Raw genomic sequence first — 13,412 nt, forward strand, 5'->3', positions numbered from 1 at the left:
AGGCCGATGATGACCACCACGACCATCACCTCGACGAGGGTGAAGCCGGCTTCGGCGTGCGGGCGCCGCTGGGGGCGCAAGGCAAGGTCGGTCATCGGAACGCCAGTGTGTTGATCTGCAGGATGGGAAGGAGGATCGAGAGGACGATCAGGGTCACCACCGCGCCCATCACGATGATGATCGCCGGCTCCAGCAGGCTGAGGGCGGTGGCCGTGAAAGCGCCCACCTCCCGCTCCAGGTAGTCGGCGGCCCGGGCCAGCATGGGCTCGACCCGGCCGCTGCTTTCGCCGCTGGCGGCCATGTAGACCAGCAACGGCGGGAAGACCTCGACGCGGCGCATGGCAGCCGACAGGCTGCCTCCCTCGCGGATCGTGTTGGCCATCTCCTCGGCAGCGCGGCGCAGCACCGAGTTGGTGATGGTGGGCGCGGTGAGCATCAGCCCCTCGAGCACCGGCAGGCCGCCAGCGATCATGGTGGCGAGGGTGCGGGCCAGCCGCGCGGCATGGAGGTCGCGGATCAGCCGCCCGACCAGCGGCGCCTTGAGGATCGCGCCGTCGACCTTGCGCCGGAACGGCGGGCGGCGAAGCGCCCAGGCGAACCCAGCGCCGGCCGCGATGAGCACCAGCGCGATCAGCCACCCCCAGTCCCGAAGGCCGGTGGAGATGAAGATGATCGCTCGGGTGAGCCACGGCAGCTGCTGGCCCATGGAGTCGAATTGATCGACGACCTTGGGCACCACGAGGGTCAACAGGGCGGCGATCACCGCCAGGGCGGTCACCGTCAGCGCGGCCGGGTAGATCAGCGCGGTGGCGAGCCGGGTGCGCGCCTGCTCGTCGGTCTCCAGGAGGTCGGCTAGGCGCTCGAGGATGGCGGGCAGCGTGCCGGAGGTCTCGCCGGCGGCGACCATCGCCCGGTAGAGCGGCGGGAAGGCTGCGCCCTGCCGGCGCATCGCCTCGGAAAGGCGGTAGCCCTCCAGCACGCCCGCGTGCACGCCGGTCAGCGCCCGCCGCAGAACGGGTCGTTCGGCCTGCAGCGACAGGGTGCGCAGGGCCTCCTCGAGAGGGGCCACGGAAACCAGGGTGGCGAGCTGGCGGGTGAACAGGGCCAGCTGCTTGACGCTCAGCCGGTCGGGGAACAGCCGCCGCGTCGGCGCGCTCGCGATCGCGCCCTCGGTGGCCGGCGACAGGCGGACGGGCACCAGGCGTTTGGACTGCAGCTGCTGGCGCGCGGCGCGCTCGGTGGCGGCGGCGATGACGCCGCTGCGGGTCCGTCCGCCGCCGTCCAGGGCGACATACTCAAACGCCGACATGGTCCGGCGCTTCCTGGCGGGTGACACGGATCGCCTCCTCGACCGTGGTGATCCCCTCGGCCACGTAGCGGCGCGCCGCTTCCGAGAGGCGCCCGCCCTGCTCGAAGGCGGCGGCGGCGATGGCGTCCTCGTCGGCGTTCTCGCCGATCAGCCGGCGGATCCGGTCGTCGATGCGCACGGCCTCGTAGACGCCGATCCGACCGACATAGCCGGTCTGGTTGCAGTGGGCGCAGCCGCCGCCGCGGTAGAGGACGTGGCCGCACGCCACACCTACCAACCGCGCCGTGCTCTCATCGGCCGGCTGCGGGCGCCGGCAGCTCGGGCACAGCCGGCGCACCAGCCGCTGGGCGAGGATCACCCGGACTGTCGACGCCAGCAGGAACGGCTCGACGCCCATGTCGCGCAGGCGGGTGATGGCCCCGGCCGCGTCGTTGGTGTGCACCGTGGAGAGCACCAGGTGGCCGGTGAGGCTGGCCTGGACCGCGATCTGAGCTGTCTCCACGTCGCGGATTTCGCCAACCATCACCACGTCTGGGTCCTGGCGCAGGATGGCCCGAAGGCCCGCGGCGAAGGTCATGCCGACCTTGGGGTTCACCTGGGTCTGGCCGACGCCGGCGATTGCGTATTCGACCGGATCCTCGATGGTCAGGATGTTGCGGCTCGAATCGTTCAGCAGCGACAGCCCGGCGTAGAGGGTCGTGGTCTTGCCCGACCCGGTCGGGCCGGTGACCAGCACGATGCCGTTGGGTTCGGAGAGCGCGCCCCGGAACAGCTGCAGCACGCCGGGCGCCATGCCCAGCTGCTCCAGCTTGAGGCCCGCCTGGGCCTGGTCGAGGATCCGCATCACCACCCGCTCGCCGGCCCGCGCCGGCAGGGTCGAGACCCGCACGTCCAGCGCCCGGCCGCCGAGGGAGAGGGATATCCGGCCGTCCTGCGGCAGCCGCTTCTCGGCGATGTCGAGCCGGGCCATGACCTTCACGCGCGAGACCAGCAGAGGCGACAGCCGCTGCGACAGGCTCAGCACCTCGCGCATGACGCCGTCGACGCGGATCCGGACGACCAGGGCGTGCTCGAAGGGCTCGATGTGCACGTCCGAGGCGCCCAGCCGCACGGCCTCGGCGATCAGGCCGTTGATCAGCCGGATGATGGGGGCGTCGTCCTGGGTCTCCAGCAGGTCGGCGGCGACCGGGATGTCATCGACGAGCCCCTCGAGGCCGCCCGACATGTCGAAGTCGTCGCCGGGCCCGGACAGCCCCTCGCCGGCATAGACCTCCGACAGCCGCCGCTCGAAGTCGGCGCGGCTGAGGTGTTCCACCTTCATCGGCGCGCCGAGCGCCCGGCGGGCTTCGATCAGGGCGGCCGGATCGGCGCCCTCGCGCAGGCCGACGCGGGCGACGCCGTCGAAGTCCAGCAGGACGACGCCGCAGCTCTTGGCGAAGGGATAGGCGAGGACGCTCATTGAGGCGCCTGTGGCGGCGCGGCGGGCGGAAGGGCGTTGGGCGGCGTCGCCCCCATGTAGTGGCGAACCAGCGCCTCCAGGTCGCTCAGGGCCGCCGCGTCGCGGCGGGGCTGCCGGTCGCTGATGTAGCCGAACCTCGGTCCGGTCAGGGCGCGCGCCCCGGCGGCGTCGCGCACGATGGTCGGCCGGATGAAGACCATGAGGTTGGTCTTGGTCTTCTGCTTATTGGTGCCGCGGAACAGGTGCCCCAGCACCGGTACGTCGCCGAGCAGCGGCGTGCGCTCGACCGAGATGCGCTCGTTCTGGTCCAGGAGGCCGCCGAGCACGACGATCTCGCCGTCGTCGACATTCACCGTCGTGGTGATCTCGCGCTTGTTGAGGATCAGCTCCTCGAAATTGGCGCTAACTGGGCCGGCCACCGAGGAGACCTCCTGGCGCAGGAACAGGGTGACCGTGCCGCCGGCGTTGATCTGCGGCTTCACTTCGAGGGCGACCCCGACGTTCTGGCGCTGGATGGTGCGGAACGGATTGCTGTTGTCGTCGCCCAGCACCTCGCCGGTGGTGATCGGCACCTCCTGCCCGGCCAGCAGCGTGGCCTCCTGGTTGTCCAGGGTCATGATCGAGGGGGTGGAGAGCAGGTTAGAGGCCGTGTCGCTCTTCACCGCGTTGATGATCAGCCCGAACAGGGCGTCGTCGTTGATGTTCCCGGCGCCCCCGGTGATGATCCCGTTCGCGCCCAGCAGCGAAGAGACCGCCGCGTTGCGCAGCAGCTCCATGGTCGTGGAGTTCTCCGGCAGCTTCCCTTCGGCCGCGGCCGCGCCGAGGATGGCCGGCAGGTTGGGCGCGGTGTTGGAATAGTTGGTCGCCGCGAAGGGGATGTTGGAGCCGTTGATCCCGGCGACGGCGAACTGGACGCCCAGCCGCTTGGCCGCCTCGTCGGACACCTCCACCACGATGGCCTCCACCAGCACCTGCTGGCGCCGCACGTCGAGCTGGCGGATCACCTCGGCCAGCATCCGCTGGGTCTCGGGATCGGCGGCTATGATGATGGCGTTGGCCCCGGGATAGCGGCCGATGTTGGCGCGGCCGCCCCCGGAGCTGGCGACGGCGGGGACCACCGCCGCGGCCGCCTGGGCGGCCTGCGCCGCCCCCTCCCCTTGCCCGCCGGTGGCGGCGGTCGACGCAACGGTCGGCGCCTGGCCCACCAGCTGCTGCAGGACGGGGACCAGCTGCTCGGCGTTGGCGTGCTGTAGCTGGACGACCCGCACGTCGCCGGCGCTCTCGGCCCGGCGGTCCAGGTCGGCGATCACGCCCAGCAGCGGCTGGACGACCTCGGGCTCGCCCTTGAGGATGATCGAGTTGCTGCTGTCCACCACCACGATGGAGACGAGGCCATTGCGCGCGCGCGGATCCCCGCCTGGGCCGGCCAGCAGCTCGTTCAGCACCCCCGCGATCTCCCGGGCCGAGCTGGAGCGCAGGGTGACCGTCTCCGTGGTCCCGCGGTCCTGGTCCACCTGGGCCAGCAGGCTGCGGACCCGGCGCAGGTTGTCGGCGTAGTCGGCGACGACCAGCAGGTTGCCGCGCTGGCTGGGCATCACCGCACCCTGCGGGCTGACCAGCGGGCGAAGCGTCTCGGCCGCGGACTTGGCGTCCAGGGCCCGCAGGCGGAACACCTGTGTGGAGAAGCCGGCGGCGGAACCCGCCGCCTGGGGCCCGCCGGCCTGGCCCGCGCCGGCCGCAGGCTCGATGCGGTAGGTGCGGTTTCCGGACGGCACGGCGACGAGGCCGTTGGCCCGCAGGGTCGAGAGCATCACCTCGAACAGCTCGGTCTGGGACAGGGGCTCCTGGCTGGAGACGGTGACGCGGCCCTGCACCCGCGGATCCACGACGAAGGTCAGGCCGGTGGCGCGGGCCACGTCCTGGATGAACACCCGGATGTCGGCGTCCTGCAGGTTGAGGACCTGTCCCTGCTGCGCCAGGGCGGCGGCCCCCGGGCTCGCCAAGCACAGAGCGCTGGCGAACAGGGCGATTTTGGCTAGGCGCTTCAACGGGGCTCCATCCGAACGCGTTTGGTCATCACCTGGCCGGCGCGCTCGAAGCGCAGCTCGACCTCGGGGTTGCTGGCGAGGGTCTGCGGCAGCTCGGCGACCCGCTCAGGCGTCAGGCCGACGCCGTCGACCGCCAGCAGGACGTCGCCGCGCTGCAGGCCTGCGGCCTGGAGGGCCGGGCTCGCGGCCGGGGCCATCACCTGGTAGCCGCTGGGCTTGCCATCCTGCAGGCGGGGCAGCAGCGAGGTCTCATCGAGCAGTCGCTTCGGATCGACCGCGCCCGGCGGCGCTGTGACCGGCGCCGCCGCCGGAACGTGAGGCGCGGACGCGCCGCCGCCGGCTGATGTGGGGAAGCCCAGCTTCTGCTTGGCCCCGCCGCGGCTGAGGACCACGTGATCGGCGCCGACAGCGGCCAGCACCAGCCCGGGCGCGACCTCGTCGCCGACGTCGTAGATCTGCTGCGCGCCGCCGCCGACCGCCAGGATGGCCGAGCCGCGGCCGCCGGAGCGCACGCCATAGAGGACCGGGCCGGAGGGCGCTTCGCCGCCGGCGGCGGCCTGGACAGAGCTCTCGTCGCCGCGGCGGAAGAAGGGATCGAACCGTTCGAGGATCGAGAGGTCCACCGGCGCGGGCAGGCGCACGGCCATCGGCGCGGCGCCCTGCGGCGACAGCGGCGTTGCGGCCGCCCAGGCCAGGTGCGCCGCCTCGGCCACGATCGCCGCGACCAGCACCACCTCCAACCCGCGCAGCAGCCGCCTCGGCGGCACGCCCCGGAACCCTTCAAACCTGAGGTTCAACCTCTATCCCCCTCACCGCCGTCTCGGCGGGCGCGGGACTTTTGGCGGACCGGGCTGACGCTCCCGTGACGCTTGGATGAAACAAACGTGACAGTGGGCGGGGTTGTCGCCCTGCCTCCTCCCCCCGACGCGAAGCGCGAAGGGAGAGGAATGAGGAGAGGGGTGAAGCGGCCTCGCCGCCCCGCAGGCGGCTAGACGAAGGACGCAACGGCGCCGCCTCGCTCGCGGGGCGCCATCCGGTGGAGCCGAGAGGCCCGATCGCCCCTATCCTTTATCCTCTCCCCTCGGGCTGCGCCTCGGGCGAGAGGAGGAGCAAATCAGAACCGCGTGGAGACGCTGACGCTGAGGCTGGTGCCGAGCTCGTAGCCGTTGAGGATGATCTCGTCGCCGCCCAGCTCCTGGGACTCGATGAACTCCTCACCCAGGAGGTTGCGCGCCTCGACGCCGAAGGTGAACTCCCGGCCCCAGTTCTCGAACCGGTGGCGGAAGGTGAAGTCCAGCATCAGCCCCGGATCCTGCACGAAGTCCGGCGCGCCGGACTGGCCGCGGGCGGTGATCCGCTCCGAGGCGTAGTTCAGCAGGAAGGTGGCCTGGGTCATCTCGTCCAGGCTTTCGAAGCCGAACTGGAGGTTGGCCAGGTGCTCGGACTGGCCCTGCAGGCGGCTGCCGTTGGTCACGAAGGTGGTCGCCGGCGCGGGGCGGCCGGCCTCGGTACGCGGGAAGACCACGTCGCCGTCCTCCGCCCGCACCTCGCTCTTGGTGTAGGTGTAGTTGGCGGAGATCAGCCAGCGCTTGTCGTCGATCCAGCTGACCCCGAACGAGGGTTCGAAGTACTTCTTGAACTCGCCCTCGACGCCGTAGAGCACGGCCCGCGGCGCGTTCAGGAAGCTTTGCTGCAGGCCCGAGCCGGACTCGTTGACCACCGACTCGATCGGCCGGTCGATGTCCTTGTAGAAGGCGCCGGCGGTGGCGAACTGGCCACGGTCGAAGTAGCGCTCGTAGCGCAGGTCGAGGTTCAGGAGCTCGGAGTCCAGCAGGTACGGGTTGCCGATGAAGGTGCGGTCCGACTCCGGGTCGAGGTAGAGCTGCGGCGCCTGCTCCCGGAATTGCGGGCGCGCGATGGTCTTGGAGGCCCCGAAGCGCAGCTGCTGGTCCTCGGCGAAGTTCCAGGTGATGGTGCCGGCCGGCAGGACGTAGTCGTTCTCCAGCTTGCGGCCCTCGAGCGGCACGCCGGTGTCGAACAGGTCAACGGCCTGGACGGTCTGCTCGCCCTCCTCGTAGCGGGCGCCGAGCGTGAGCCGCACGGCGGGGAGCACTTCGCCCTCGAACTGAGCGTAGGCGGCCCGGGTGGTCAGCCCCGCCTCGTAGGCGGCAGCGCCTTCGGAGCCGGTCACCTCGCGCAGGATCAGGCCGTTCGGGCCGATGTTGAAGTCGGAGTAGAGGTAGTCCACCCGCTGCATCTGGAAAGATAGCGGCGGCGTGGTCGTGGTGGTGAAGCGGAACACCCGCTGGTCCGAGAACCGGTCGGTGTCGAGCCAGGCCAGGCCCGCCGACAGCGTGGTGTCGGTGAACCAGGAGTTCTCCCAGCGGTAACGGAAGTCGACCGCGGCGCTGGCGGCGGTGTCCTCCAGCTCCCCGAACCGGATGAAGTTGGCGTCCGACTGCGGGTTGTGCAGGTAATTGCCGTCGACCAGCCGGTAGCGCACCTGCCGCTCGTAGGGCGCGTCGCGCTCCGTGCGGGCGTAGGAGCCGCGCCAGTCGATCTCGAGATCGCCGAACTCGTGCTCTCCGGTCAGCTGCGTGTCGAACAGCTCGCGCTGGTACCAGGCGGTGTGGTCGTCACGGATGAAGTTGGAGGCCCGGGCGCTCTCGCCCTCGACGGAGCGGGTCTCCTTGGTGACGTTGCGGACGTAGAAGTTGGTCCACTGGATGGCGTGGTTGTCCGTCTCCAGGGCGCCGCTCACCAGGGCGTTGATGACGATGTCGTTCTGGGTCGAGAGCGATTGCAGGTCTTCCTGCACCGAGAGCCCGTCCAGGCTGACGACGCCCTCCTGCTGGGTCGCCCGCCGGGTGGACCAGCTGGAGTCGAAGCCGCCGACCGCCACGAAGCCGAGCGTGCCCCAGTCCAGCGCCCAGGAGCGGCCGCCGGAGATGTCGAAGCTGCCGTTGAACGGCACGTCGCCCAGGTTCTGCAGGACGTTGATGTTGGCGTTCTCGAAGCTCTGGCCGATGACCTGCAGGTCGGCGTCGCTGAAGTTGGTGGAGTCGATCCGCCGGCCCGTCTCGATGGCGGTCCGCACCGGCCCGGGCAGCTCGCGCGTGCCGTCGTCGACGCCCAGCCAGTCGTGGTCGCCGCCGTAGTAGGTGATCCCCCGCTTCAGGGTGGTCTCGAAGTTGGCGCCGAGGCTGGCGCCCATGGTCAGGAACGGCTCGTCGGGAACGGCCAGGGTGCGCAGATCGATGAGCCCGCCGCCGAACTCGCCGGGGTAGTTGACCGAGTAGGTCTTCTGGACGTTGACGCTGGCCAGGATGTTGCTGGGGAACAGGTCCAGCGGCACGACCCGTTGCAGCGGCTCGGGGCTCGGCAACGGAGAGCCATTGAGCATCGCCGACGAATAGCGCTCGCCCAGGCCCCGGACGTAGACGAACTTGCCGCTGACGACGCTGAGGCCCGCCAGGCGGGTCAGCGCAAGGGCGGCCGTGTCGTCGCCCTGGCGCTGCAGGTCCTCGGCCGTGGCGACGCTGGTCACCTCGGAGGTCTCGCGCATCACCTCGGGGATGTAGCGGCCGCGAACGACGAGCTCTTCGACCTCGCCCTCCGCCGGAGGCGCGGCCCGGCCGGCCGCCTGGGCGTGCACGAGGCCAGGCGCCAGGAGCGCGCTCGTGCAGAGCAGCAGGCCCAGGAGAGGGCGGGTGGAGTGGGTCATGTGAGGAGGCCCCTGAGAGTCGTCGAGTCGAGAGAGGCGGGGCCGCGAAGGGCCCCGCCCGCGAGATCAGCAGCTGGCGCCGCCGGCGAGGCCGCAGGTCCAGCCCTGCCACCAGGTGTCGTTCGCGTCCCGGACCGCGCCGATGTAGCTGACGTTCTGGAAGAAGGGATCGACGCTGGCGGCGTTGAACACCGGCCGGGCGTTCTCGCCGGCCCCGTTCACGAAGCCGCTCAGGGTGGAAGCGAATGTCGTGGCGTTGTTGGTCCCGGCGTTGAACAGGGCCGCCTCGTCGTCCGCGTCCGCGTTGAACGGGACAGCGCACGAGAAGACCACCGAGTCCCAGCGCGGGCCGGCCGCGATGGTCGAGCTGTCGTCCACGTCCAGGCACGCCGCGCTGGTGTGGGTGGAGACATGGACGCCGTTCATGAACCGGCCGCCGGTCCCGGTGTTCAGCACCTGGACGTCGCCGGCCCCGACGCGGGTCGTGCCGATGGCGGTGTAGTTGGCGACCTTCGGCGCCGAATTGAGCGCCGCGCTGCCCGCCGAGCTCATCTCGAAGCCCCGGTCGCCGCCGTTGGCCCGCTGGCGGATCAGCAGGAACTGGATGGCGCCGCGGTAGCCGTTGTCGGTGTCGAGGCTGTCGTCGTCATTCCCGGTCAGCACGATGTGGCGCAGGTTCACTGTGCCGCCGAACATCTCCATGCCGTCGTCCGAGCTGTTGTGGACCTGGACGTGGTCGACGATCGTGCCCGCGCCGACGCCGTTGAAGCTGATGCCGTTCAGCTCGCGGTTCGGCTGCACCTCGAAGCCCGGGTATTTGACCTGCACGTAGCGGATCCGGCCCGAGGAGTCGTTCGGGGTGTTGCCGCCGTAGAGCGAGACGCCGCCTTCAAAGGTGGCCACGCAGTTGATGCTGGGCGGCGTCGCGCCCGCCGGGCAGGCGTTGATCGGCGCGCGGCCGTTCAGGACGATGCCGCCCCATTGCCCGATGGTGTCGGCGCCGTCCGTGCCTTCGATATCGGTGCGGCTGGTGAAGATGATCGGATTGGTCGGGGTGCCCTCGGCGATCAGCTGCGACCCGCGCTGGACGTTGAGGTAGTCGAGGCCGCCGCTGCCGTAGATGCGCACGCCCGGCTCGATGGTCAGGGTGCCCGATTGGGTCCCCGCCAGCGGATTGGCCGGATCCGCGCCGCGGTCCTGGCCGACGTCGGTGCGGCCGCTGATGGCGTAGACGGTGCCCTGGCGGGCCGGCACCAGCAAGTTGCCGAGGATGGTCTGCGGAAGTTGGCAGGCGCGGAGCGTTCCGCCCGCGATGGTGCCCACATTGGTGAAGCCGGCCGGGCAGTCCGCAGCGGCTCCGCCGCCACCACCGCCGCCACCGCCGCCGCCACCGCCGCCGCCGCCGCCGCCGGAGAATCCGCCCTCGCCCGGCGAAGCGATGCTGTCGCCGCCCCCGCCGCCGCAGCCGGCCAGCGCCAGGGCGCTAAGGCCCGTAATCAGTAGGGTCTTCAGCTTCGGAACCCCGGTCATCGTGCTTCTCCACCGTATCGTCTGACGGTGCACGCGATGGCGCTCAAAGAAGCTGTCCAGCCCCAGCCGCCCGCCTGCCCGGCGCCCTTCTAGGCAGGCGTCGTGACAGCTGCGCTAAGGCTCTGTGACAGGTTTGTGGCTAAGCTTGCCGCCCCAGCGGCGCCCACAGCTGGACGACCTGCGGGGTTGTCGACCTACCTCGCCCGCGAAGCTGTACAGACCGGAGACTCTGCGTTGAAGCGCGCGAGGAGTTCGTTCCTGTGGTGGGACCCGGTCTGGGGCTCTAGAGGCTCGAGCGCCCCTCCATATTTCAGCCGCCGGTCTCATCCACGAGGAAGGTGACCGTCTTGCCTCGGGACAGCGGCTCCCATCCCGCGGCGATGGCGGATTCGATGGCTTTCGCGACGAGCTCCGGGTCGATCCGTGCGGCCTGCAGCTGCGGGGCGCCGAACCGGGGCTGCGGGCCCGGCGGGAACTGCAGCACGGCTTCCCGCTGCCCCTCCCGGTGACGCACGGCGACGCCCATGCCGCGCCGCTCCGCAGGGTCGCTGGACCAATGGGGCTTGCGCTGAAGGCGCCAGAGATAGGGCTCTCCGCCGACCTCGATGTCGAATTCGGCGCTCTGCTTCGTCCGTGCCATGCCAAGGAGTTAGCCCGGCGCGCGGGCTCAGGCCATCCCGTGGCGGCGCGCTTGTACGGTGACGGGCCGCACGCGCCGTGATCCACTGGCGGGCCACAGGAGGTGCTCGACATGGCGATGAAGCTCTATTCCGGGGATCTGAGTCCCTACTCCGCTCGGGTCAGGATGCAGATCTACGCCAAGGGCCTCACCGACATCGAGATTGTGCGGCCGGCGACATTCGGAACCGCACAGTTCCGCCAGGACCATCCGATCGGCCGCATCCCGGTGCTCGACATCGACGGCGACGCCATGCCGGAGTCGGAGGTGATCGCCGAGTACCTGGAAGAGATCTACCCGGAGCCTTCGATGCTCGGCGCGACGCCGCGTGAGACGGCGCACATCCGGACGATCGCGCGCATCGGCGACATCTACATCATGAACAACATGTTCATGCTCTCGCCGCAGTCCCGCGCCGCCACGCGCAACCAGGGGATCGTCGACCTGCTCGGCGGCCAGGTCGTGCGCAATCTCAAGGCGCTTGACCGGATGATCGGCGAGGACGGGTTCGCCTGCTGCGGACGGCTGACGATGGCCGACTGCGCCCTCGTCCCTGCCCTCTTCCTCGTGGAGAACGTGCTGCCGTCCGTGGGCGTGGACGACCCGATCCCGGCGAACCGGAAGGTCGCCGCCTATTGGGCAGCCATCCAGCGCCAGGACGCTGCGGCCAGGGTCCTCGTCGAACTGCACAGAGGTCTGGAGGAGCGGCGCGAGCTGATCCGCAGCGGCGCCTTCCAGAAGATGATGGCCAAGGCCGCCGCCGATCTGGCGGCGGCGGAAGAGACGTCCACGGCTTAGTCGGGCGTCAGTCTAGACGCCCCCTACGGGGTGGTCTTGGGCTCGCCGCCGGACATGGACTCCTTCAGCTGCGCCCCGGCCTGCTGAGCGGCGTCACGCACGACCGGTTCGGCGTTGTCGGCGGCCACGGCCAGATCTGAGTCGAGGCGCTCGCCCCCGCGTCCGAAAGAGCCCTCGAAGGTTGCATAGGCGATGACGCCAAGGCCGACCGCGGCGGCTGCGAACAAAAGCGTCATGCCGAGCGGGTGGCGCTTGCGCTGCCTGCGGGCGTCGCGCCGCCCCTCCTTGTAGGCGGCGCGCATATCGTCGCCGGTCAGGGGCGCCGGGTCGGACACTACGCCGTCGGCGGACGCTCTGCGGCGAAGGGGGTTGTTCCAGGCCATCGAGTCGCTCCTCGGCTGTCGTCTGTCTAAGCGCCGCTGGCGGCGCGCGCGCGAGGCGGCGGCGCCACCTCGACCGAGGCGGGCCCTGCAAAAGTAGCCACCCCATTTTTGCTTATTATATCTAAAGCGCTACCGTAAGATTCGTTCCACTCCCCGCCGCCATTTCTAGATTTCTGTTGGCGAGTTACAGCATTCTCACGACAGATAATCATCATTATGTTTAGCACTATTTTGTTTGGTTTAGGTTTGTTCGCTCAACCACTTGACGGCTCTGAGTCGAAAGCTTACATATTGTCCGTCGGGACGAGTACGCCTCGTCCCCAGGAGCCTCACTCAATGCGAATTCAAACCCTGGTCGCCGGCGTCTGCGCCGCGGCCTTGATCCCTAGCGCCGCGCTTGCGCAACAGACCTGCGAGCAACGGCAGAACAACCGGGTCGCGGGGACCGTGGTGGGCGCCGGCATCGGGGCCGCCGCGGGTAGCGCCATCGCCGGCCGCGGCGACCGCACTCAGGGCGCGGTCATCGGCGGCATCGCCGGCGCGCTGATCGGCAACCAGGTGACCAAGGGCCAGCAGGACTGCACCCGCGCCTACGGCTACTACGACGACAACGGCGTCTGGCACGCCAATGCGGTCGCCCGCGACAGCGCGAGCGGCTACTTTGACCGCAACGGCGCCTGGGTCGACGGGGTGCCTCGCGGGCATTACGACCGTGACGGCCGCTGGATCCAAGCGGCGACCGACGCCTCCACCGCCGGCTACTATGACGCCAGGGGCCTCTGGGTTCCCGCCTCCGCGGGCGGCTACTATACCAGTGACGGCCGCTGGGTCGCCGCCGCGGCCGGCCACTACGACCGCTCCGGCCGCTGGATCGCGGGCCCCGCGACGGGCCGCTACAATTCGGACGGCCACTGGATCTCTGGAGAAGCGGCCGGACGGCGCGACGCCAGCGGCGCCTGGATCGCCGATCCTCAGCCCGGCTACTACGAGAACGGCCGCTGGGTGCGCGGCGAAGCGGTGGGCTACTATGACAGCCGCGGCCGCTGGATCTCCACCGACGGGCGCCCGCAGCGGGTCGACTATCCTCAGGGCGCGCAGAGCATCGACGAGCGCCAGGCCGAGCTCGACCAGCGCATCCGCCGCAACATGGACAATGGCCGGCTCAGCCGTGCGGAAGGCGCCCAGGCGCTCCGCACCCTGACCGCCATCGAGCGTGAAGAACGGTCGCTGCGCAATCGCCGGGGCTTCCTCAGCCCTCGGAGCGAGGCGACGATCACGGCCAGGCTGGACCGTCTCAGCGCGACGATCCGCGATGATGTCCGCCACGGTCGGGACGAGCGCAGCTACCGCGATGAGCGCAACGACCGCTACGGCAGCCGCTAGACCTCACCGACGGCTCCGCCCCCGCGCGAGAAACGGCGCGGGGGCGTTGCTTTGTCCGCTCATCGGGAGGCCGCTTCCACGGGCCGGCGGCCGCCGCTT

11 protein-coding genes are annotated in these 13,412 nt (G+C 70.3%); 2 read left to right on the top strand and 9 right to left on the bottom strand.

Annotated elements, in window-relative coordinates; genetic code table 11:
- The 8 genes from VHK87_RS19505 to VHK87_RS16220 all read right to left on the bottom strand — a co-directional run.
- Nucleotides 1-95, bottom strand: a 95-nt coding sequence (locus VHK87_RS19505) for a prepilin-type N-terminal cleavage/methylation domain-containing protein (protein ID WP_414694156.1), incomplete at its 3' end; no start/stop codon positions are given.
- Nucleotides 92-1,309: a type II secretion system inner membrane protein GspF gene (gspF, locus tag VHK87_RS16190; RefSeq protein WP_329635923.1), complete on the bottom strand. Its 1,218-nt coding sequence runs from the start codon at nucleotides 1,307-1,309 to the stop codon at nucleotides 92-94. The genes gspF and VHK87_RS19505, both read right to left, overlap by 4 nt.
- Nucleotides 1,296-2,768 (bottom strand): type II secretion system ATPase GspE, encoded by a 1,473-nt coding sequence (gene gspE / locus VHK87_RS16195; RefSeq protein WP_329635924.1) that lies wholly within the window; start codon nucleotides 2,766-2,768, stop codon nucleotides 1,296-1,298. The genes gspF and gspE overlap by 14 nt, the downstream gene beginning before the upstream one ends.
- Nucleotides 2,765-4,816, bottom strand: a complete 2,052-nt coding sequence (gene gspD / locus VHK87_RS16200) for a type II secretion system secretin GspD (RefSeq protein WP_329635925.1) — start codon at nucleotides 4,814-4,816, stop codon at nucleotides 2,765-2,767. Before gspD ends, gspE begins: the two co-directional genes overlap by 4 nt.
- Nucleotides 4,813-5,613: a type II secretion system protein N gene (locus VHK87_RS16205; RefSeq protein ID WP_329635926.1), complete on the bottom strand. Its 801-nt coding sequence runs from the start codon at nucleotides 5,611-5,613 to the stop codon at nucleotides 4,813-4,815. The genes gspD and VHK87_RS16205 overlap by 4 nt, the downstream gene beginning before the upstream one ends.
- Nucleotides 5,614-5,930: 317 nt before the next feature.
- Nucleotides 5,931-8,540, bottom strand: coding sequence for a TonB-dependent receptor domain-containing protein (locus VHK87_RS16210; RefSeq protein ID WP_329635927.1), 2,610 nt, complete (start codon nucleotides 8,538-8,540; stop codon nucleotides 5,931-5,933).
- Between the two features lie 66 nt (nucleotides 8,541-8,606).
- Nucleotides 8,607-10,070 (bottom strand): hypothetical protein, encoded by a 1,464-nt coding sequence (locus VHK87_RS16215; RefSeq protein WP_329635928.1) that lies wholly within the window; start codon nucleotides 10,068-10,070, stop codon nucleotides 8,607-8,609.
- A gap of 310 nt (nucleotides 10,071-10,380) precedes the next feature.
- Nucleotides 10,381-10,710, bottom strand: coding sequence for a hypothetical protein (locus VHK87_RS16220; RefSeq protein ID WP_329635929.1), 330 nt, complete (start codon nucleotides 10,708-10,710; stop codon nucleotides 10,381-10,383).
- Nucleotides 10,711-10,821: 111 nt separating this feature from the next.
- Between VHK87_RS16220 and VHK87_RS16225 the strand changes: the two genes are divergently transcribed.
- Nucleotides 10,822-11,547 carry a glutathione S-transferase family protein gene (locus VHK87_RS16225; protein ID WP_329635930.1) on the top strand — a complete coding sequence of 242 codons (726 nt, stop codon included), beginning with the start codon at nucleotides 10,822-10,824 and terminating at the stop codon, nucleotides 11,545-11,547.
- 23 nt (nucleotides 11,548-11,570) lie between these two features.
- On the opposite strand, the gene VHK87_RS16230 is transcribed toward VHK87_RS16225, so the two are convergent.
- Nucleotides 11,571-11,930: a hypothetical protein gene (locus VHK87_RS16230; RefSeq protein ID WP_329635931.1), complete on the bottom strand. Its 360-nt coding sequence runs from the start codon at nucleotides 11,928-11,930 to the stop codon at nucleotides 11,571-11,573.
- A 336-nt stretch (nucleotides 11,931-12,266) separates the two neighbouring features.
- On the opposite strand from VHK87_RS16230, the gene VHK87_RS16235 reads away from it, so the two are divergent.
- Entirely contained in the window at nucleotides 12,267-13,313 is a 1,047-nt protein-coding gene (locus tag VHK87_RS16235) for a glycine zipper 2TM domain-containing protein (protein WP_329635932.1), read from the top strand.
- Nucleotides 13,314-13,412: the final 99 nt, after the last annotated feature.

Origin of the sequence: Phenylobacterium sp., assembly GCF_036263695.1 — a bacterium.
Classification (GTDB): Bacteria; Pseudomonadota; Alphaproteobacteria; order Caulobacterales; family Caulobacteraceae; genus Phenylobacterium.

Excerpts from the sequence above, each read along its gene's own strand:
- gspF (WP_329635923.1), bottom strand. The coding sequence starts at position 1,309 with ATGTCGGCGTTTGAGTATGTCGCCCTGGACGGCGGCGGACGGACCCGC.
- gspE (WP_329635924.1), bottom strand. The coding sequence starts at position 2,768 with ATGAGCGTCCTCGCCTATCCCTTCGCCAAGAGCTGCGGCGTCGTCCTG.
- VHK87_RS16210 (WP_329635927.1), bottom strand. The coding sequence starts at position 8,540 with ATGACCCACTCCACCCGCCCTCTCCTGGGCCTGCTGCTCTGCACGAGC.
- VHK87_RS16215 (WP_329635928.1), bottom strand. The coding sequence starts at position 10,070 with ATGACCGGGGTTCCGAAGCTGAAGACCCTACTGATTACGGGCCTTAGC.
- VHK87_RS16220 (WP_329635929.1), bottom strand. The coding sequence starts at position 10,710 with ATGGCACGGACGAAGCAGAGCGCCGAATTCGACATCGAGGTCGGCGGA.
- VHK87_RS16225 (WP_329635930.1), top strand. The coding sequence starts at position 10,822 with ATGGCGATGAAGCTCTATTCCGGGGATCTGAGTCCCTACTCCGCTCGG.
- VHK87_RS16230 (WP_329635931.1), bottom strand. The coding sequence starts at position 11,930 with ATGGCCTGGAACAACCCCCTTCGCCGCAGAGCGTCCGCCGACGGCGTA.
- VHK87_RS16235 (WP_329635932.1), top strand. The coding sequence starts at position 12,267 with ATGCGAATTCAAACCCTGGTCGCCGGCGTCTGCGCCGCGGCCTTGATC.